Annotated in this window: 19 protein-coding genes; 15 read left to right on the plus strand and 4 right to left on the minus strand. The window is 47.6% G+C overall.

The genetic code is table 11. The features are described from left to right. The first annotated feature begins 444 nt into the window (after positions 1-444). From thiD to ABXR35_RS07085, 3 genes are all read left to right on the plus strand, one after another. Complete coding sequence (gene thiD, locus ABXR35_RS07075; RefSeq protein WP_367057414.1) at positions 445-1254, plus strand: bifunctional hydroxymethylpyrimidine kinase/phosphomethylpyrimidine kinase; 810 nt, start codon at positions 445-447, stop codon at positions 1252-1254. Between the two features lie 120 nt (positions 1255-1374). After that, positions 1375-2061 (plus strand): hypothetical protein, encoded by a 687-nt coding sequence (locus ABXR35_RS07080; RefSeq protein ID WP_367057416.1) that lies wholly within the window; start codon positions 1375-1377, stop codon positions 2059-2061. Positions 2062-2336: 275 nt separating this feature from the next. Continuing rightward, a complete protein-coding gene (locus ABXR35_RS07085) occupies positions 2337-2615 on the plus strand; it encodes an HPr family phosphocarrier protein (protein WP_367057418.1) in 279 nt (92 codons plus the stop codon). Positions 2616-2847: 232 nt separating this feature from the next. Here the strand turns inward: ABXR35_RS07085 and ABXR35_RS07090 are convergent, their stop codons facing one another. Next, on the minus strand, positions 2848-3717 hold the full coding sequence (locus tag ABXR35_RS07090) for a helix-turn-helix transcriptional regulator (protein ID WP_367057421.1): 870 nt from the start codon (positions 3715-3717) through the stop codon (positions 2848-2850). A 301-nt stretch (positions 3718-4018) separates the two neighbouring features. Between ABXR35_RS07090 and ABXR35_RS07095 the strand changes: the two genes are divergently transcribed. The 3 genes from ABXR35_RS07095 to ABXR35_RS07105 all read left to right on the plus strand — a co-directional run bounded on the left by ABXR35_RS07095 (position 4019) and on the right by ABXR35_RS07105 (position 7110). After that, complete coding sequence (locus ABXR35_RS07095; RefSeq protein WP_367057424.1) at positions 4019-5275, plus strand: ABC transporter substrate-binding protein; 1257 nt, start codon at positions 4019-4021, stop codon at positions 5273-5275. 94 nt (positions 5276-5369) lie between these two features. Then, positions 5370-6242 carry a carbohydrate ABC transporter permease gene (locus ABXR35_RS07100; protein ID WP_367057427.1) on the plus strand — a complete coding sequence of 291 codons (873 nt, stop codon included), beginning with the start codon at positions 5370-5372 and terminating at the stop codon, positions 6240-6242. Positions 6243-6300: 58 nt separating this feature from the next. After that, a complete protein-coding gene (locus ABXR35_RS07105; RefSeq protein WP_367057430.1) occupies positions 6301-7110 on the plus strand; it encodes a carbohydrate ABC transporter permease in 810 nt (269 codons plus the stop codon). Positions 7111-7499: 389 nt separating this feature from the next. Here ABXR35_RS07105 and ABXR35_RS07110 read toward each other — a convergent pair whose 3' ends face one another. The 3 genes from ABXR35_RS07110 to ABXR35_RS07120 form a co-directional block, all read right to left on the minus strand. Beyond that, positions 7500-8201, minus strand: coding sequence for a response regulator transcription factor (locus ABXR35_RS07110; RefSeq protein ID WP_367057433.1), 702 nt, complete (start codon positions 8199-8201; stop codon positions 7500-7502). 34 nt (positions 8202-8235) lie between these two features. Next, on the minus strand, positions 8236-9423 hold the full coding sequence (locus tag ABXR35_RS07115) for a sensor histidine kinase (protein ID WP_367057436.1): 1188 nt from the start codon (positions 9421-9423) through the stop codon (positions 8236-8238). A 155-nt stretch (positions 9424-9578) separates the two neighbouring features. Then, positions 9579-10019 carry a CcdC protein domain-containing protein gene (locus tag ABXR35_RS07120; RefSeq protein WP_367057439.1) on the minus strand — a complete coding sequence of 147 codons (441 nt, stop codon included), beginning with the start codon at positions 10017-10019 and terminating at the stop codon, positions 9579-9581. Positions 10020-10390: 371 nt separating this feature from the next. Between ABXR35_RS07120 and ABXR35_RS07125 the strand changes: the two genes are divergently transcribed. From ABXR35_RS07125 to ABXR35_RS07165, 9 genes are all read left to right on the plus strand, one after another. Continuing rightward, on the plus strand, positions 10391-11536 hold the full coding sequence (locus ABXR35_RS07125; protein ID WP_367057441.1) for an iron-containing alcohol dehydrogenase family protein: 1146 nt from the start codon (positions 10391-10393) through the stop codon (positions 11534-11536). A gap of 146 nt (positions 11537-11682) precedes the next feature. After that, the gene (locus ABXR35_RS07130; RefSeq protein ID WP_367057443.1) at positions 11683-12696 is read left to right on the plus strand and encodes an ABC transporter substrate-binding protein; all 1014 of its coding nucleotides are present in this window, start codon (positions 11683-11685) and stop codon (positions 12694-12696) included. Positions 12697-12802: 106 nt separating this feature from the next. Next, a complete protein-coding gene (gene ssuC, locus ABXR35_RS07135) occupies positions 12803-13750 on the plus strand; it encodes an aliphatic sulfonate ABC transporter permease SsuC (RefSeq protein ID WP_367057446.1) in 948 nt (315 codons plus the stop codon). 63 nt (positions 13751-13813) lie between these two features. Further along, positions 13814-14638 carry an ATP-binding cassette domain-containing protein gene (locus ABXR35_RS07140; protein ID WP_436669325.1) on the plus strand — a complete coding sequence of 275 codons (825 nt, stop codon included), beginning with the start codon at positions 13814-13816 and terminating at the stop codon, positions 14636-14638. Between the two features lie 75 nt (positions 14639-14713). Next, positions 14714-15346 (plus strand): GNAT family N-acetyltransferase, encoded by a 633-nt coding sequence (locus ABXR35_RS07145; RefSeq protein ID WP_367057451.1) that lies wholly within the window; start codon positions 14714-14716, stop codon positions 15344-15346. Positions 15347-15414: 68 nt separating this feature from the next. Then, positions 15415-15723 carry a glutaredoxin family protein gene (locus ABXR35_RS07150; protein WP_367057453.1) on the plus strand — a complete coding sequence of 103 codons (309 nt, stop codon included), beginning with the start codon at positions 15415-15417 and terminating at the stop codon, positions 15721-15723. A 46-nt stretch (positions 15724-15769) separates the two neighbouring features. Beyond that, the gene (locus tag ABXR35_RS07155; protein ID WP_367057456.1) at positions 15770-17095 is read left to right on the plus strand and encodes an LLM class flavin-dependent oxidoreductase; all 1326 of its coding nucleotides are present in this window, start codon (positions 15770-15772) and stop codon (positions 17093-17095) included. A gap of 238 nt (positions 17096-17333) precedes the next feature. Next, positions 17334-18251, plus strand: coding sequence for a LysR family transcriptional regulator (locus tag ABXR35_RS07160; protein ID WP_367057459.1), 918 nt, complete (start codon positions 17334-17336; stop codon positions 18249-18251). Between the two features lie 773 nt (positions 18252-19024). Continuing rightward, the gene (locus tag ABXR35_RS07165; RefSeq protein WP_367061257.1) at positions 19025-19864 is read left to right on the plus strand and encodes a transporter substrate-binding domain-containing protein; all 840 of its coding nucleotides are present in this window, start codon (positions 19025-19027) and stop codon (positions 19862-19864) included. The last annotated feature ends 40 nt before the right edge of the window (positions 19865-19904 follow it).

Here is a 19904-nt window from a genome sequence, read left to right on the forward strand (position 1 = left end):
ACTACAATCAAACAAATAAGAGCAATAATTCCAAAATGGCTGTACGATGAACAAAATCGTACAGCCATAAAATATTTCACATCACAAACACCAAACAGTACAGTCTCTATATCTACTCAACCTATCCCATCACCTGCTACCTCTTTTGCTGAAGTGGTTTGGGATGCAGCGCATTAGATGTACGCTCGGCGGAGGGAAGGGAATTAGGGAAAAGGGCGACCTTGGAGCTGCGGGAATCTTCATTCTTTCCCCATTCCAAAAGATTCCCGCGGCTCCACTGGAGTCCCGTTCCCTAATCCCTTCCCGCAGCCAAGTAACTCCAATGCGCAATGTACCCAAACCACCCATGCAGCATGAAAACAAATGGACTTTTCATGAAAACCTATATTCTCATGTCAGCTTGTGTTAAAATAGGGTCATATTAAGCGAAGGAGAATCACTCACATGACTATACCCAAAACGTTAACGATAGCCGGCTCGGATACGAGCGGCGGTGCAGGCATACAGGCAGATCTGAAAACTTTTCAGGAACTAGGCGTGTACGGCATGACCGTACTGACTACCATCGTGGCGATGGAGCCAAAAACGTGGAATCATCAAGTATTTCCGGTAGATTTGGGCGTAGTCGAAGCCCAATTGCGCACGGTTATGGAAGGTATCGGTTTTGATGCGGTGAAAACAGGGATGCTTGGTTCGGTCGAAATTATTGAGCTGGCAGCCAACTACTTGAAGCGTTTCCCTCTGAACCGTATCGTGATTGATCCGGTTATGGTTTGCAAAGGCACAGACGAAGTGCTGCAACCAGAAAATACGGAAGCGATGCTGGAGCTTCTGATTCCGGGTGCGGATCTCGTGACGCCAAACCTGTTCGAAGCGTCCCAACTGGCAAAAACGCCTTTGATTCGTACCGAGGATGAAATGAAGGAAGCAGCTGTGCGGATTTACGAGCGCGGCGCCAAGCATGTACTCATCAAAACACGCGGTAAAGTGAAAGAAGGCAAAGCGCTGGATCTGCTGTACGATGGCAAAAACTTTGACTGGTTTGAAGTGGATGCAATCGCAACGGAATTTACACACGGTGCAGGCTGCACGACATCTGCTGCTGTAACCGCAGGTCTTGCCAAAGGTCTGACGGTCAAAGAATCCTACAGTGAAGCCAAAAACTTCATCACGCAGGCGATTGCTAACGGCTTCCGTCTGAATGAATTTGTTGGACCAACGCTGCATGCAGCACATCGTCTGCAATTGAGCTAAACGTCTACAGGCAGTGATTTTCCATCCTCCGAAGCAGGCTACAGCTGTCGCTTCACCAAGATCACTTTTCGTTGAACCACAGGTTTAACATTCGCAAGCACTGGAAATGGAGGAACTTCAATGAATCGCTTAACAAAATGGATGCTCGGTGCAGGGCTGGCATTGATGATGATCACCGTGAGCGCATGTTCATCAGGCAATTCCGGTGAATCAGCTCAAACGCCGCAGCAACCGACAACCAATAATGAATCCACTGGCAATACCGAAACCCCAGGTAATGAGAGTACTGGCACGGATACAACCGGTGGCGGTGCAGGCAGTACAGAGCCTTCGACTGGCTCTAGCACCGATAACCAAGGATCGACTGAAGGAAGTACCGGCAGCAACGAATCTGGTACAGACGCAACGTCAGGAACTGGAAACAGTAGCTCCGGTACTACTAGCGGTAGCTCCGAAGTCAACAACAATGCAGACCCAGAACTGACTCCGCAAACAACCGAGCTGAAAATTAGCACGGTCCAGCAGGGTCCGGGTCAAATGTTCCTTCGTGTAGAATCTTTGCCCCAGGGCTACAAGGTGAGCACGATGGAATGGGAATCTCCCGGTTATACTGAATCAGCTACCTTTGATCAGGCTGTGCAGAACGGGAAAAATGGCAAAGACGGTTTTTATGCAAGCAGTGACCAGCGTAATTTTGGTTTTATTTATAATCAGAGCCACAGTGGACAAACAGGGAAAGTTACTCTGACGCTACGCAATGCGTCGAATGATGAATTAACCTGGTACGATGATGTGACCTTACAGTAAATAAAATGTCGAAACGCTCTTACCCGCACAAAAGCCTCTGCCGATAATAAGGGCAGAGGCTTTGTTACTGTTTGGTAATATTTACCGAAAGCCTGGATCAAACATCGTCAAAGATCGGATTGTAATGATTTAAAAAATTAAAATTGGAAACAATGGAAAATGGGTTGAAATTCAGTACATGAAAGGGGTATCATTTGCCTTAAAAAAAGGTAATGGATATCTATACCGCTTGTTGAATGTAGACACGTATCCATCATGAGAAAGGATATGACAAAATGAGAGTACATCAATTCACTATTCAACACACCTTGGATCGCGCGCACCTGTTGCGTATCGCAAATGAAGCATCTAGCTTTGCTTCCGATATTCGTATCGCCTTCGGTCCAGAACAAAGTCGTCGTGAAGTAGACGTAAAAAGTCTGCTTGGTATGATGTTGACTATTATTCATTCCGGTACAGAACTGCTGCTGAGCACCCGCGGCAAGGATGAGCTGGAAGCGCTGGAGCATATTCAGCTGATGTTTGAACAACCAGTAATTGCACCAAGTATGTAGTAAAACATGAACGTATAGCAAAGTGTAGCATGATGCGATAAACTTGTGCATGTAGTACGAGAGAAAATACTCCATCCGCAACACGGAGATGCTTGTATAACCTTATGAATAAAACAGCTCCTTTCGATCTTGTCCCATGAAGTGTATGGGTAAGATAGACGAAAGGGGCTTTTTGCTATACCGTGAGCGGAGCGGTATGCAGCCAGATGCACACCGTGTCCGCTTTTACATGTTACAATACGTGCAATCTGTATTTCTTAGGCGTGAAGCCGCTGTGCTTTTTGAATGCCTTGGAAAAGGAAAAGACATCAGGATAACCAATCGCTTCAGCGATCTCTGCGACCGAGTCATTAGTATCGCTCAGTAGGCGACGTGCCTTTTCCAGCTTGAGGCTACGGATATATTCGGCAGGCGGAACTTTATATTGCTGATGAAATTGCTTGCTGAAATGCGTGCGGTGAATACCGACATGCTCTGCGACCTGATTGACCGTAATCCCTTGATGAAAGCGAGCATGAATATACTCCATCGCTTCTTCCATCCAGCTTTGATCTTTCTTTTGCTCGGTGTAGTCGATGCGGCTGCTCTCATCGCTGCACATGAGACCAAATAGGCGATAGATCATTTCCAAACGAGCTAACTCGCAGGCAATCGTATCAACTTCTTGTTTTGTGTTTAATATAGTACTGTAACAGTGCAGCAACTCTTCAAACAGGCGATCGCTAACTTCGCTGTAACCGTCATGCATACCACTATGACGGATCAGCTCATCCGCTTGAGGGCCGGCAAAGCCGATAAAGAAAGTTTCCAGCGGCTCGTCGGTATTATTAATATATTCAAGGGTGATGTGGGAAGGCACACACCAGACATTGTTTTTGCCAAGTACATAATTTTGACCGTTTTTGATAATGATGCCATCCTGACGGGTGGCGACCCAGAATGCAACGCTATTGCCGGAGAAAATGCGTCGGTTGTCGGGATTGAGCAGATAACGGCCTGCCTGCGTAATCCATAGACCACCGGACTGGGTAAAGGCGGAAGGCGTCACGACGAAGCGCTCAGCGCGTTCACGATCCGTGACGATAGTTACGTCTCTGGTCATGCTTGAGAAATCATCCTTTCGTATTTAAAGGTACAGTTCCATTATACAACACATTTTGACAAATAAAAAAGAACACATATTGACATTGTTTGACATTCTTAAAATTTGCTATGATTTAAATCACGGTATTCCCACTATAATAATAGGGATATGGTCGTGATTAAGATCATTTGGCGTGCCTAAATTGCATTGCGGTAGAGCAGTGCAGTTATTATGTGTACATATCGATGAAGGATATACGCATGATTATAAGGAAACGCCCAGATGAGCTTGCATGCCAATATATAATGGAGGATCGATCATGAAAACAATGACAACCAAATGGGCCTTGCTGCTAAGTGCAGTGCTGCTGCTGTCGGGCGTGCTCGCAGCATGTGGTGGGGGTTCCGATAATGCAGCAAACGGCAAAGTTACGATCAGCTTCCTTCACTGGCGTGGAGAGGACACCCAGGCATTCCAGAAAATCATTGATCAATTTGAAGCAAAAAATCCAAACATCGTCGTTGATATGCAAACGCTAACGTCGGATCAGTATCAAACAACTGCACAAGCCAAATTGACCGATGGCTCGGTCGGTGATGTGTTTGCATCCTTCCCAGGCTCGCAATTCGCAGCTCTGTCCAAAGCCGGTTTATTTACCGATCTGAGTAGCGAATCATTTGTGAAAAACTATAATGCAAGTCTGATTGATGCAGGAAAACAAGATGGCAAGCAGCTCGCTCTGCCATACCAGCTCGTATACAACCAACCGATCTACAACAAAGCGATCTTTGAAAAATACAATCTGACACCGCCAAAGGATTGGGATGGCTTCCTGAAACTGTGCCAGACGCTGAAGGATAACGGCATTATCCCGATTGCTTTTGCAGGCGGGGATATTGGTCCAGGTCAGTTTATGAACACGATGGTGATGAACAATGAACCAAGCGAAGATATTTTCACGAAAGTAGAAGCGGGACAGGCGAAGCTGACCGACGAATTCTGGGTGAAAACATTGACGCAATTCAAAGAACTGAACGACAAAGGCTACTTCCAATCCAACTCGCTGGGTACGAAGGATGCAGCGGCTGGTGCACTGTTTATTCAGGGCAAAGCAGCTATGCTGGCAAGCGGTTCGTATCAGCTGGCGCAAAATGCAAAACAAAATCCAGAGCTGCAACAAGGCTTACTGGCGCCGATCACCGTGTCTGCTGATCAAGCCAAATATCAAGGTGTGCATACGAGTACATTTATGTTGGCGGTCAATAGCCGTTCTAAGCATCCAGAAGAAGCGAAGAAATTCCTCGAATTCCTAAGCCAACCGGAGATTGCTGCTGAGTATGCGAATGCAACTGGTCAAAACGTGACATTGAATGACGTTACGTATGATAGCCCAGAATTGAAAATTGTGCAGGAGTGGGCTGATAAGAAGACGCTGTTCCAGCCACGCTTCACGATTCTGAATGCGGAAAATCAAAAAGCCGTAACCAACTCTATTCAAGCGGTACTTGGTGGCGCAACTCCAGAGCAAGCTGCTCAGGACGCACAGGCAATCATCGATCAGCAGGTAGGGAAATAATTGAGCAAGGCAGTACAAGGCAAATCCGGTCGGGGCTCTAGCGCCGCCCGGAATTTTTGCCGCTAAGATGAAGTAAAGGGATACGGTAACGCTTATGATCAATCGTAAAATGCTGTGGCTGTTCATGCTGCCAGGGATATTACTGTACACAGGACTATTCGTATACCCGGCTTTATCGGGATTGTTTTATTCGTTTACGAACTGGGATGGAGTATCTCCGGCGTATGATTTTGTCGGTATTTCTAATTACAAGGATAGCTTTGAGAGCATTACGTTCCGCAAAGCGTTTGTCAATAATATTAAATTTATGGTCGTTGTAGTAATTATTCAGACGATTGTCTCGCTTGTACTGGCGCTTATTCTGGCACGCAACTCCAAGACCCATATTGTATTCCGGGCGCTGTACTTTTTCCCGGCGATTTTATCATCGGTATCCGTCGGTCTGATCTGGTCATTTATCTATGATCCGTCGATTGGTCTGCTCAATACAGCTCTGCAAGGCGTTGGACTAGAGCAGCTTGGCAAAAGCTGGATTGGTGATGCCAAGATTGCATTGTATTCCATTGCCTTTGTGCAAATCTGGGCGCATGCCGGTCAGATGATGATTATCTTTATTGCGGGTTTGCAGGCGATTCCGGGTGAATTAGTAGAAGCGGCACGCATTGATGGCGCTACCCGATTGCAGGTATTCCGAAAAATTACGTGGCCGCTGCTCGCACCATCGGCAGCAATCGTCATCTCGTACACGACCATTCAGTCGTTCAAAGCGTTCGATCTGATCTTCGTAATGACCGATGGCGGGCCGAACTATTCGACCGAGATTCTGACGACATATATTTATCATCTGGCGTTCTCGAACTACTCATTTGGTTTGGCATCCGCCGGCTCAATGATCTTCCTCATTCTGCTCGGCATCCTTACCTTCTTCCAGTTCCGGGCATTGCGCCGTGAAGGTGCGCATGGATAATGTTGGTAGCATCACCAGTAGGACTAATCTGATTAAACAAGCGGGGTGAATAGCTGCGATGAAATGGGTCGGACGCATCATCATGATTTTGTACGGGCTGCTAGTTGCAGCACCGCTCTACTTTGTGATTGTTTCTTCGTTTAAAACAAGTCAGGGATTTTACGCCAATCCGCTCGGTTGGCCAGATCCGTGGAGTTTTCAGAACTTTATCAATATCTTTGAAGCACAGCCGATGCTGCAATACTTCTGGAATAGTGCACGTGTGACGATATTTACAGTCATTCTGGTATTGTTCCTCGGTAGTCTGATCTCGTACGGTATTGTACGTCTCGGTGGACGATTGGGTAAATTTGCGTTTGCCTATTTTGTAGCTGGATTGATTATTCCATCGCAGGTCATTATGCTGCCGCTGTATTCGCTCGTGCGTCAGCTGGGCTGGTCGGATAGCCTAACTGCGCTGATCTTCGTCACAGCGGCAGGGCTGCTGCCCTTGACGGTATTTACCTTAACCGGCTTTATGGAGATGCTCAGCAAGGAAATGATGGAGGCAGGCAGCATGGATGGCGCAGGTGAGTGGAAGATTTACTGGCGTCTCGTGTTACCGTTATCCGGTCCCTCGCTGTCGGCAACGGCGGCATTTCTGTTCGTCATGGTATGGAATGATCTGTTGATTCCATTGCTGCTGTTGAACAGTACAGAAAAGCTAACCTTGCCGCTCGCCTTGATGCAATTCCGCGGGGAGTATGTGACCGATTATACAATGCTGCTCACTGGTGTTATCATTACGGCATTGCCGATGGTGATTCTGTTTATGTTCCTGCAACGCTTCTTCGTAACGGGTCTGACGGCTGGTTCGGTGAAGGGTTGAGTAGGAAGGGATTTGTGAGGTGAGTATCTTACAAATGGGATGGAATAGATAGAATGGTATATGGTACAGTTGATGAAACGACCTGCGAATTTTACTGTTGCAGGTCGTTTTTTTATAAAACAAGATATGGAGAATGACGTCAAACCTTGAATAGAAAGCAAATCTAAAGTGCAGATTTAGATACGAATCAAGTAAAAAGGCGAACACAGATTAGATGTGTTCGCCTTTTTGTCTGTCTGGCATTTAGACGAGATGGCTGCTTTTTAGTTGGTTTGGAGTGGTTGACATTTTGACTAAGAAATAAACGTTTTTCAACAGCATCAAAATGCCGAATGTATCATCTACCTGTTCGAGCACCATTCAATCCTCAATCGTACCGACGAACTGGATTAGTTCACTAACCCCTGGCGAATCGCCACCACGGCAGCTTGTGTACGATCTTTGACACCAAGCTTCTGTATCAGATTATGCACATGCGTTTTGACCGTGCTTTCCGATACATATAATTCGTCAGCAATCTCAAAATTGCGTTTGCCATAAGCGATTGCCTGCAATACTTCCAGCTCGCGCTCTGTTAGTGGTTCAATCAATTCTAATGGGGAATTTTGCTGTACACGGAATCCGGTTGCATGTTCACTCTGTAATGGCAATGGGCGACCGACCAGTTCGATTAGTGCGCTGCCAGCATTGGTTGTATTGTATACCGCTCCACCTGCGCAGACGGAGCGAATGCCTTGGATCATTTCGCTCATATCGATGTCTTTGAGCAAATAACCGGATGCACCAGCGCGGATGCCTTCGATAACGTATTCCTGCACATCGAACGTAGTCAGTAGCACAATCTTTGTATCCGGCAAATGGTTCAAAATCGTACGTGTTGCTTCAATTCCGGTTTGACCGGGCATCTGAATATCCATCAGCATCAGATCGGGCTTGTGCTGTTCTGCGAGCTGGACTGCCTCGTTACCATTCGATGCTTCGGCGACAACCTGAATATCGGGCTGAAGATCGAGAATATAGCGGATGCCTTGCCGGATCAGCGCCTGATCGTCGGCAAGAATGATGCGAATGATAGAATCGGTTTCGTTCATAGAAGTACTCCTTTAGCGGGTATTGGTCAATGGATTATGACAATGCAGTTGTTACAGGTGTATGTAGTGGTAATTCCACTTCCACCGTCATGCCACCGCCGGGAGTCTGTCGGAAGGTACAGCTGCCATTCAACTCTGCACAGCGACGGCTCATATTGTTCAGCCCGAAGCCATGCGTCAAGGTCTGTTCTTCACGATAGCTTCCATTGTCCACCACTGTCAATCGAACGGTAGAAGCGGATTGCAGAATTGTTACATCCACCTGCGTTGCATGAGCATGTCGTACAATATTGGTCAGCGATTCCTGTAACAGCCGATATAACATCCGTTCAATGGTATCACCCCAGCTAGCATGATCGCCTTCGGAATGGAATGTTAGCTCTAATCCTGAACGCTCCGCCACCTGTGTAGCGAGCATACGCAGCTCGTCATCGGTATGCTCACTGGCAGACCAATCCTTGACCACACTGCGTACTTCTGCTAGACCTTGACGCGAGACTTCTAGCAGCTGGTCGACCGTTTGTTCAGCTTGCTGCGGATTGGGACGGATCATCCATTTTAATGCCTGTAGCTGCACAATAATCGAAGTAAAATGATGACCCAGCCCATCATGAATTTCACCAGCGATACGTGTACGCTCGGTTAGTGCGGCATAACGCACGGATTGGAGGGCATTTTCTTGTAGAGCGTCATGAGCGCTTTGCAGCTGACTGTGTACCTTTTCCAATTCCGCTAACTGCTCGCGGTTAACGCGATTGATACGGATATACCGTGAAAAGCTACTAATACCTACGTACAGACTAAATATGGAGATCGCCATGCTATAAGGCAAGTTTCCATCATAGCTGAACACCAGCATTACCAAGCCAGTAAGGATCAGCAGAATCGTTGTCAAAGGCTCCCGTTTAACGGAGCGCGCTGATAGAATGGAGAACCATGCCCACAATAGAGCAAAATAGGAGTCCACTGCAACATGAAAGTACTCACTAATACTTGCCATCGTAAACAGAAAGATACTCATCACAATGAGTAGCATATTGCTCATGCGGAAGCGCCACCAGATCAAGGAGGCGAAAAAAACAACCGCTAGCAGGTAAACCACTGTAATCCAGCTAGGCTCCTGAATATAACTGCGAATGGAAAAATAGATCAAAATAAGAATGGCGCCGAACCGGAACCACGGTCTGTTATTGTTGAGACGTTCCAGTCGGGACGTGTCCATGAACAGTTTCCTTTCTGTATGGGATCTTAACTGTATAGAATCATATCTGTATGGAATCGGATTGATGTTATCTATGAAGAACAAGGATACTTTATAAAGGATGTATGATAGCAGATCCATCAAGGCATGTTAAAGCTTGACGATATGCCCTTGACTCAATATGAAGAACGGCTACGTCGGACAAGCTGATTATATTGAATAAATATTATGATTCGTGTGGTGGCAATATTGGTGACAGCAGCTAGGAGCAGCGCGCCCGTTAACGCATTGCCCAGTGCAGCATGATGAGGGAGTAGATAGCCTGCACCAATCAGGTACGATACTACGATACGCAGCAGAATCAGTACAATGATCGTGATTCGGCTCATAATCGAAGCACTGGTTACAATTTTACCACTCTCCGGGTCTTGATGAACAGTATGCCAGCGCGAACGGTACCAACCGAGCGCAACCCCTACGGCAGCACCGACGATGAGAAGTAGGGTAAGCACCATTCCGCCATCTAACAGTGGCAAGATTTGTGAAGATAAACCGAGCAGCAGGAGCACCGGCACAATTAGTAAGGAAACAGGACGAACTTCTTTGGACTTGGACATAGGATTCACTCACTTTCCTGCGAATCATAACAATTCGCGGTATAGGATATTGGTCGTTTGAATTACGTTTAGTATAGAAAAGATAACGATATGCTTCATCCGTACAGCGGTGGAATAGGTATGTTGACCTCTCCACCTAGAGGTGGAGATACAGGGCATGCTGAAATGAATGATGGGATGTATAGAACCTTTTGATATACATATAGAATTTATTGATTACCAGATGCGTTGACGCTAGTTCCTGCCGGATGCTAGACTGTATTCAAGTTTTAACCAACTTAAAAGGTCGGAATTATAAGATATATCCAATTCCGTATGACATGGAACGCGAATGGTTATAACCAAACCTGATCATAGAGGAGTGTGGAATCATGATTACTGTGAAAGCACCAGCGGTGTATCGTAATGAACGCGGATTGTTAAAACAAAGCGGTAACTGGGTACGCGAAATCGGTAACTATGCGCTGGTCATCGGAGGACGCAGAGCGCTAGCAAGTGTAAGGGAATCGTTGTTGCCTTCTTTGGAGCAGGCAGGTGTGCAGGTACATATAGAGACATTTGACGGATATTCCACTCGGCAGGAGATTGCGTCGTATACTGCGATCGCCCGTCAGCTACACGTGGATGTCATTATCGGAGTTGGCGGTGGCAAGGTGCTCGATCTGTCCAAGGCGGTTGCACAGGAGTCCAATGTTCCGATCGTCACCGTACCAACGATTCCGGCAACATGTGCAGCATGGTCGGCATTGACTGTGTTGTACGATAGCGACGGTCAATCTGCTGGGTACTTACCGCTCCATCAATCGCCTGCTCTTGTGCTTGCTGATCCAGAAGTACTTGTACAGGCACCGCGCCGTTATCTAGCAGCAGGCATTGGTGATACCTTGGTGAAATGGCATGAATTTGCCGTCAATCTGAATGGGAATGCAGGGAGTCTTGCTTTGCGCAGCAGTGTAGGCACAGCCAAGTTAGCACTGGATATTTTGGAGCGTCATGCGTTGGAGGTGTACGAGCAAGCAGGAGATGGGCAAGCAACGGATGCTTTTGTTGAAGTGAGCGATTCGATCATTCTGCTCGCTGGTCTGGTCGGTACGATTCAGGACGGCTCCGCTCATGCAGCAATTGCACATGGATTGCATGACAGCTTGACTCGATTGGAAGAAACGCATCATAGTCTGCATGGGGAAAAGGTGGCATTTGGACTGCTGACCCAGTGGGTGTTAGAGGGCAAGGAGCAGCAAGAGCTGCATCGGCTTGCTTCATGGCTGCATCAGCTGGATTTGCCAGTTACGTTGAATCAGCTAGGTATCGAAAGCGATCACGAGCAGGCGGCGACCATTATTGCGAATGGGTTGGCACTGCGCGAGGGAGCAGCAGAGCATTTGGCTTTCGCTGTGGATGCGGATAGAGTAAAATGGGCAATTTTACAAGCGCATGAATTGGGTCGTGCATTACGTCAGCATAGCGATTATCCAGTGGGAAAACATGCACAGCGTAGCTTTTCTAGCTTCAATTGATGGGATTGTTAGACCTTTCGTAAGTTATGAATAATGAGATTTTATAATAAATAGAGAAAAGGTGAGGATTCATGAAACAGCAGGTTAATAAGCGTGAATCTATATTAGAAAGGCGTCAATTTGTATCAGCAAGGCGCAAGTCCATAGTGAAAATCGTTCCATCTATGCTGCTTATTGCACTGCTACTCCTAACGGCAGGCTGCTCCAAAGGTAGTCCCAATGCCGCCGCAGAATCGGCATCTGGCTCCGATAGTGGTGTCGTATTGAAGGTTGGACAAACGGGCTGGGGCAATCTAGAGCAAGGGTTAAAAGCTGCTGGGCTGGACAATACGCCATACAAAGTGGAATACAGCGTCTTCCAAGGCGGTAATCTGATTCTCGAAGCGATGGCTGCCAATCAGGTGGACTTCGGAACAACTAGCGAGATTCCACCGATCTTTGCTTCGCAGGCTGCTAATGGCGGTAATTTCAAAGTCGTTGCTGTGCAGGAGGGTAATACGCTGAATCAGGAGGTAGTTGTGCCGAAGGATTCACCGATCAAGACACCTGCCGATCTGAAAGGCAAAAAGGTCGCTTTTGTCAAAAACACAACCGCTCATTATTTTCTTTTGAAAATCTTAGAGGATGCAGGTCTGAGCTGGCAGGATATTCAGCCAGTTGAGCTATCGACCGCCGATGGACTGAGCGCACTGATCAGCGGCAAAGTCGACGCACTGGCAAGCTACGGAAATGCGATTATCTCGGCACATCAGAATGGAGCGAACACACTAGCAAGTGCCAAAGACATTTTATCCGGTAGCTTCCTCGTCACTGCCTCAAATAGCGCACTTGCCGATGCAGCTAAAAAAGACGCGATTGCTGATTATCTCAACCGCATAAACCAATTCTATGACTGGACACGCACACATCAGCAGGATTGGGCGAAAATCACTGCCGCCGCTACGCATCAGCCGGAGGATCAAGCATTAACAACGCTCAAAGAAGGCGAAGCACAGCGTCCTAGTCATATCGTCGCCACCTCTAAAGAAGCCATTGCTTCCGAACAGGATGTAGCCGATACATTCAGCGATGCTGGGGTATTGTCATCCAAAGTGGACGTATCGACATTCTGGAGTGACGATTTAAACGACAAGCTCAAAGCATCGACTACGTCGAAATAAGAGCAATCTGTTATAGGGATGAGATGGAAAGGATTCCTCTATCTTCAAACGTTATGATTCTGACCCCATTTGAATAGACACGAAAATAGCAGGGAGGTGCACAACGATGTCTTCCAAATTCATATCATCAACCGCATCGGCTCGCATGCAGGAGCGTTCCGCAGCGCAGGATGCCGATGTTGAGATTCAGCATTATCAAGCTGCTGTATCCTCGCAGTCATCCGACATGGTACAGCAGCCATCGGTCGTCAGGACAGCAACGAAGAGTGGGAAAGGCAGACTTTTTTTACAAGCTTGGGGCTCACGACTGCTGCCATTCGGCTTGCCGGTGCTGCTGATTATCGCATGGCAATGGTTATCAACGACGGGCTGGATTACGAATAACATTTTGCCATCTCCGGCGCAGGTGCTGGAAGCCTTTTTCCGACTGCTCGGTACGGGTGAGCTGGTGGATAATATTGCGATCAGTACGCAGCGTGCACTAAGCGGCTTTGCTATTGGCGGTGGGCTTGGCTTCCTGCTGGGTGCGCTGAATGGAATCTCTCGCTTATCGGAAAAGGTATCCGATTCTTCGATTCAGATGATCCGCAATATTCCACATCTATCACTTATTCCGCTCGTTATTGTCTGGTTCGGTATTGGAGAGGAAGCGAAGCTGTTTCTCGTCTCGCTCGGCGTATTTTTCCCCGTGTATCTGAATACCTTTCATGGGATTCGGTCGGTGGATCATAGTCTGATTGAGATGGGACGTGTGTATGGGCTGAGTCGATTTGCCCTCTACACGAACATTATTTTGCCGGGTGCATTGCCATCCATTCTGGTCGGTATCCGCTATGCGCTGGGGATCATGTGGCTGACTCTGATCGTTGCCGAGACCGTCGCTGCGGATTCTGGTATTGGATACATGGCGATGAATGCACGTGAATTTATGCAAATGGACGTGATCGTGCTGAGTATTCTGCTATATGCACTGCTTGGCAAGCTGTCCGATAGCATTGCCAAACTGCTGGAAAAACGCTGGCTACGTTGGAATCCATCGTTATCGCGCAAATAAAATTCAGAGCATCTATACTATACGCAAATACAATCAAAACCAATCAAACGAGGAGGAATGGCGATGACTCCATCTGCGAATATCCCGTATTTGCATATCGATCGCATACAGAAACAGTTCGGTGAGCGACTCATTCTGGCGGATATTGATGTACAAATCCAAAAAGGCGAATTTATCGCTATCGTCGGTCGCAGCGGCTGCGGCAAAAGTACGTTGCTGCGCTTGATTGCGGGATTGGAGCAGCCAACGTGCGGAACAATTCATGTTCAACAGCTCTCCACTCATGCAGCCACTGGTGCAGACAGACGGGGGAAAATCAGTCGTCAGCGTCAGGTGGCACGACCGAACACCCGCTTTTTATTTCAGGAATCTCGATTACTGCCGTGGAAAACAGTACTGGATAATGTAAGGCTCGGGATTCCAGACAAAAACCGCGATCATGCTCGGGAAGCATTACAACAGGTTGGACTAAACGACCGCGAAAAGGATTGGCCTGCTGTACTGTCTGGTGGTCAGAAGCAGCGTGTCGCTCTAGCGCGTGCGCTTGCCAGCCATCCCGATCTGTTGTTGCTCGATGAGCCGCTCGGTGCATTGGATGCGCTAACTCGAATCGAGATGCAGCAATTGATCGAACGATTATGGATTGAGCAAGGATTGACGGTAGTTCTCGTTACGCATGATGTGAGCGAAGCGGTCGCACTTGCCGACCGAGTACTGTTGATCGAGAATGGGCAGATTGAGCTGGATGTACGCATCACGCTGGATCGTCCACGTGAGCGGGATAGCGGGTTTGCTCATTTTGAAAATTTGATTCTCAACCGTCTGCTGAAGCGCGACGATCATCCACATCCGCTGGAGCAGCAGCGCCAACCAAGCTTTTCCATTTAATATGAGGCGATGTGAGATTATGCCGATGGAGTAGAGGATTCAGCGATTGACCATAATGGAATGGGAGGGAAAGCCGTGAGTAATCGGTCGTCTCGTGATTCGCAGTTTCATGTCACTGCTCAGCCAGTAGATACTCATACGCAGCCTGTGCCATCACAAGTAGAGGTTGATAGTCAACAGTTGCAAAGTCAACTGGTGTATCGGCAAGCTGTGCTGGACGATGCCATTGAGCTGCATCAGGTGATTGTGGATGCGTATGAACCGCTACGTCAGCTGGAAATTCCGTTTCCGGCAGGCTATGCGACGGTGGAGATCATAGAGAACAATATCGCTGCTCACGAATGTTATGTGCTGCTGCGTGACGGTCAGATTGCTGCTACCGTCACACTGGATCGCGATGATCAGCCGCGCTTGAAGGCATTGAGCGATCTGCCGTTTATCCGCTGGTTTGCTGTCGCTCCTCGCTTCAAAGGGCAGGGAGATGGCGCGCGACTATTGGATTGGGTGGAGCAGCAAATTATTCTAGGCAAGCATCATCAGCCCGGTGTGATGCTGGCAACCGCGTCGCGTCATCCGTGGCTGGCAGCTATGTACGAACGTAAAGGGTATCGTATCTTTCACGACTATGTGAATCAGGGCGAGCATATTGTCTATATGGCGAAGCAATTGAATCAAGAAGTGGATTTCAAGTCACTGCTGCATGTATAAGTCGAACATATCGTATGTCTATTTTGCATCTATTCTAACTGTTCATATTCCAAAGGAGGAACTTTATTATGTCCAATCCATCTACCAACGCACAGGAATTTCAAGCCAATAACGGGAAAATCATCGTCTGGAGCAAAACAGGCTGCCATTTCTGCCAAGAGATCAAAACCTATCTGGAAACAAACGGCTATGAGTACAGCAATCTAGAAGTAGCAGGTAACGATGTACTGCGCGATGTGCTGGATGCCAAATATGGTATTCGTCATGTACCAGTAGTCGAGGTCGGTCACGGTGCCACCTATACTGCGCTGTTAGAAGCAGATTTGGAAAAGCTGCAACAATTGCTGCAACAGCAGCAGGTTCAAGTATCTCTGTAAGGAATGAAAGATAGGTCATTATTTACAAATCGAGAGGATGAATGCAATGAGCAAGCGTCAATTGAAATTCGGAGCGATTATTCATGGGGTAGGCGGTAGTATGTCCACATGGCGTCACCCGGAGGTGCTGTCCGATGCCAGTGTGAATTTTGACTTTTATAAACGTCAGGCATTGAAGGCGGAGGAAGGTAAGTTTGACCTTGTCTTCATTGCGGACGGGCTGTTTATTAATGAAAAATCATTGCCGCACTTTCTCAATCGGTTTGAGCCAGTAACGATTCTGTCGGCGCTGGCTGGTGTCACGTCCAAGATTGGTCTGGTTGGTACGATCTCGACTAGCTATAGCGAGCCGTTCACGATCTCCCGTCAGCTCGCTTCGCTGGATCATATTAGCGGTGGACGTGCAGGCTGGAATGTGGTGACCTCGCCACTGGAAGGTACGGCGCTGAACTATAGCCGCGACCGTCATCCGTCTCACCCTGAGCGTTATAAGATTGCGGCAGAGTATTTGGACGTTGCCAAAGGGCTGTGGGATTCATGGGAAGAGGATGCGTTTGTCCGCGATAAAGAGAGCGGGGTATTCTTTGACCCAGACAAGCTGCATACCCTGAATCATAAGGGCGAATACTTCTCTGTACAAGGACCGCTGAATATCGCTCGTACACCGCAGGGGCAGCCGGTTATTTTCCAAGCCGGTTCATCCGAAGATGGCAAAAATCTCGCTGCACGCTCGGCAGACGCTATTTTCACAGGTCAGGAGACACTGGAGGATGCACAGGCGTTCTATCAGGATGTGAAGACGCGTATTAAGGGCTATGGGCGCGATGAGGAGGAAGTGAAGATCTTACCCGGTATTACGCCGATCATCGGGCGTACCGAGGAAGAGGCAGAGCAGAAATATCAGGAAATCGCCAGTCTGGTTACAATTGATAAGGCGTTGCAATATTTGGGACGTTTCTTTGATCATCACGACTTCGCCCAGTATCCGCTAGATGAGCCTTTCCCAGAGCTGAACGGTATCGGCAGCAATAGCTTCCGCAGTGGCACGGATAAGATTAAAAAGGATGCTAAGGAGCGCAATCTGACGCTACGTGAGGTAGCATTGCAATCGGCAACACCGCGAAGCAATTTTATCGGTACAGCAGAGCAGGTCGCTGACCGCATTCAAGAATGGTTTGAGCAAAACGGGGCGGACGGCTTTATTATTCACTCCGATCTGCCATCTGGATTGCATGATTTTGTCGATCAAGTGGTTCCAATATTGCAGGCGCGTGGTATCTATCGTGAGGACTATGAGCACGATACATTGCGCGAAAATCTGGGTGTACCTATTCCGCAAAATCGGTATGCTGCTAAGCCAGTGAACAGCTAAGTATGATGGGATGACCAGAGATGTATGATTTTCCCATTCTGGTGACAAGTGGGCAAAGTGCGCGCCCCGCCTGCATTTTCCTTTTACTACAGCTAGCGGAGCGCGTTCTGTACCTGCAAAACCCGTTGACAATGCACAGTTCACAACCTATGATACATAAAACCAAGTTAAATGATTGGTAAAATGAGATTTGGTTCATGAATCAAGTCTATCCAACTTAACGAAAGGGGAATGCACCGTGAACATTGAGAATATGGAAGCCTTTGTGTACATCCATCATTACGGCAGCTTTAACAAGGCAGCAGAGATTTTGTTTCTGTCTCAGCCTTCCGTCACCGCGCGAATTCAATCGCTGGAGAGAGAACTGGGCTGCAAATTGTTCGAACGGCTTGGACGTCAAATTGTACTGACGGAAGAGGGTAGACGCTTTTTGCCGTATGCGCAGCAGGTTCTGCAAGTGCTGCAAAAAGGCAGACAACGGATTCAAACGGTCAAGACAACACCTGAGGAGCTGACCATTGGATGCACCATTTCCGTATCCAATTATGTGATACCGGAGCTGTTACCCCAATTGAAGCAGCAATATCCACAAACCAACTTTAAATTAATCACGGCAACGACCGACCAGCTCGTTAGCCGTCTATTGAATAAAGAAATTGATATCGGCTTTGTACGCAAAATGATGCACCCGTCGATCCGTACTGTATCTTCGTATGAAGATCCGATCTCCTTGTACGTATACGCCGACCATCCATTTGCCTATCGTCCGCCTACCTCTATATCTGCACTGGAACGCCAGCAGCTCGTCTTCTTTGAATGCGGCTCACTCGACTGGCTGCGTATCCATCGTGTATTTGAAGCAATGGAATCGCCACCAGAGATCGCCTTTCAAGTCGATCACTCCGAAACCGCCAAAAAACTCGTCCTGCAAAAAGCTGGCATTGCCTTCCTACCCGGCTTGAGCGTACATGAAGAAGTCAAACAGGGCAAACTCGTCCGTGTCGCATTACCAGAAATCGAAGGCATTTCCCTGCAAACCAGCCTCGTCACCTTAAAAGAACAACCTGCTCACATGACATCTATGATGGCTGATCTGCTGCGCGACGTCGACTACTTCCGCCGCCAAGACCAACCCGAAATCGCCGTCCCCGGCTAACGAGGACGACGTATCCTAGAGGAAATATCATCACTAATCTCAACACTCATAAACACATGTATGCTAATACCGATCAATCCACACATAACAGAAATCAACTCATACATCACGCAACACCCGACAAACAAACTGCAATCTATACTAGCCAACGACACTACCAGCGGGGCGAGCCAACCAAAGCACGCCCCATTTGGTATTTGAAAATGATTAAAGCTAACTAGGTGAATACCAGCTATATCATTTAAAAAAACATACCAATCAGTGAGGGCTCTATCCTTTCACCTGCCACCCAACCAAAAGGTGGAAGTTGCACAAAACGGAGGGAAGGAAATAAGGGAAAAGGAACGACTTCTAGTGTTTATAATTTTCAAACACGGGGTTCAATGAAAAGTGATTTTTGCGAAAGCAAAATATCTAACTGCTTAGAGGGCGGGAATCTTCATTCCTTCCTCATCCAAAAGATTCCCGCGGCTCCACCGGAGTTCCGTCCCCTTATTCCTTCCCGCAGTGGATACAACTCTTCACCTCCCAACCTATAGATTTGTTCAATACCAGTATAGAATCTTTCGATTAAAACCCGCATTGACGCTACCCACCACGGGATGATAGATTTATCGCACATCCACTAGATCGGGTGATAGTGAACCCGTCGATGGATAAAATCCGATTAAAAAGATAAGAATTTGGGGGAATCATGTATGAACAACAGACAAAGCCGATTCACGACATGGAATTACATTACAAAAGGACCCGTATTCGCGCTCATGGCGCTCATGCTTTTCTTATCCGGTTGCGCTTCGGTTAGCGAATCAAGCGGTGGTTCTGCTAGTGGCACAACAACAGCATCATCCGGTAGTGCCGATGCGGCAAGCTCCGATGGTGTTCGCAAAATTATCGTCGGAACAGGTACGCAATTTCCGAATGTGTGCTTTATCGATGAGAACGGCAAGCTAACCGGCTACGATGTGGAGCTGGTACGCGAGATCGACAAGCGTCTACCAGATGTGGAGTTTGAATTCAAAACAATGGAATTCTCCAACCTGCTGCTGAGTCTGGAAACGAACAAAATCGACTTCGTTGCTCACCAGATGGAAACTAACCCAGAGCGCGAGGAGAAATACCTGTTCAACAAAGTGCCATACAGCATTTTCCTGAATCGTGTAGCAGTCGCGAAGGATAACAATACCATCAAAGGTCTAGACGATCTGAAAGGCAAAAAAGTACTGACTGGCGCAACAAGTAACGCGGCGTACCTGCTGAATCAATACAATAAGACGCATAACAACGCAATCGACGTTGTTTACACTAGCGGGGCAGCCAATGATACAGTACAGCAAATCGTATCAGGACGCGTGGATGCAACGATTACTACCGATTTTGCGAACCGCTTCAACACCGATGCAGACGGCAATGTAGCCCTGAAAACAGTCGGCGAGCCGCTGAACGAATCGAATGTATACTTTGTCTTCCGCAAAGATGAGCAGCCGCTGGCAGATGAGATCGACAAAGCGATTACCGAGATCAAAGCCGATGGCACACTGAAACAATTGAGCGAGAAATGGTTGGGCGATGACTTTACCAAAACGCTGGCGGAAGCCAAAGTGACCCAGTAATTCAATATTGATGATGCCATCGATTCATATGATTCATGGC

This window comes from Paenibacillus sp. JQZ6Y-1, from assembly GCF_040719145.1.
Taxonomy (GTDB): Bacteria; Bacillota; Bacilli; order Paenibacillales; family Paenibacillaceae; genus Saccharibacillus; species Saccharibacillus kandeliae.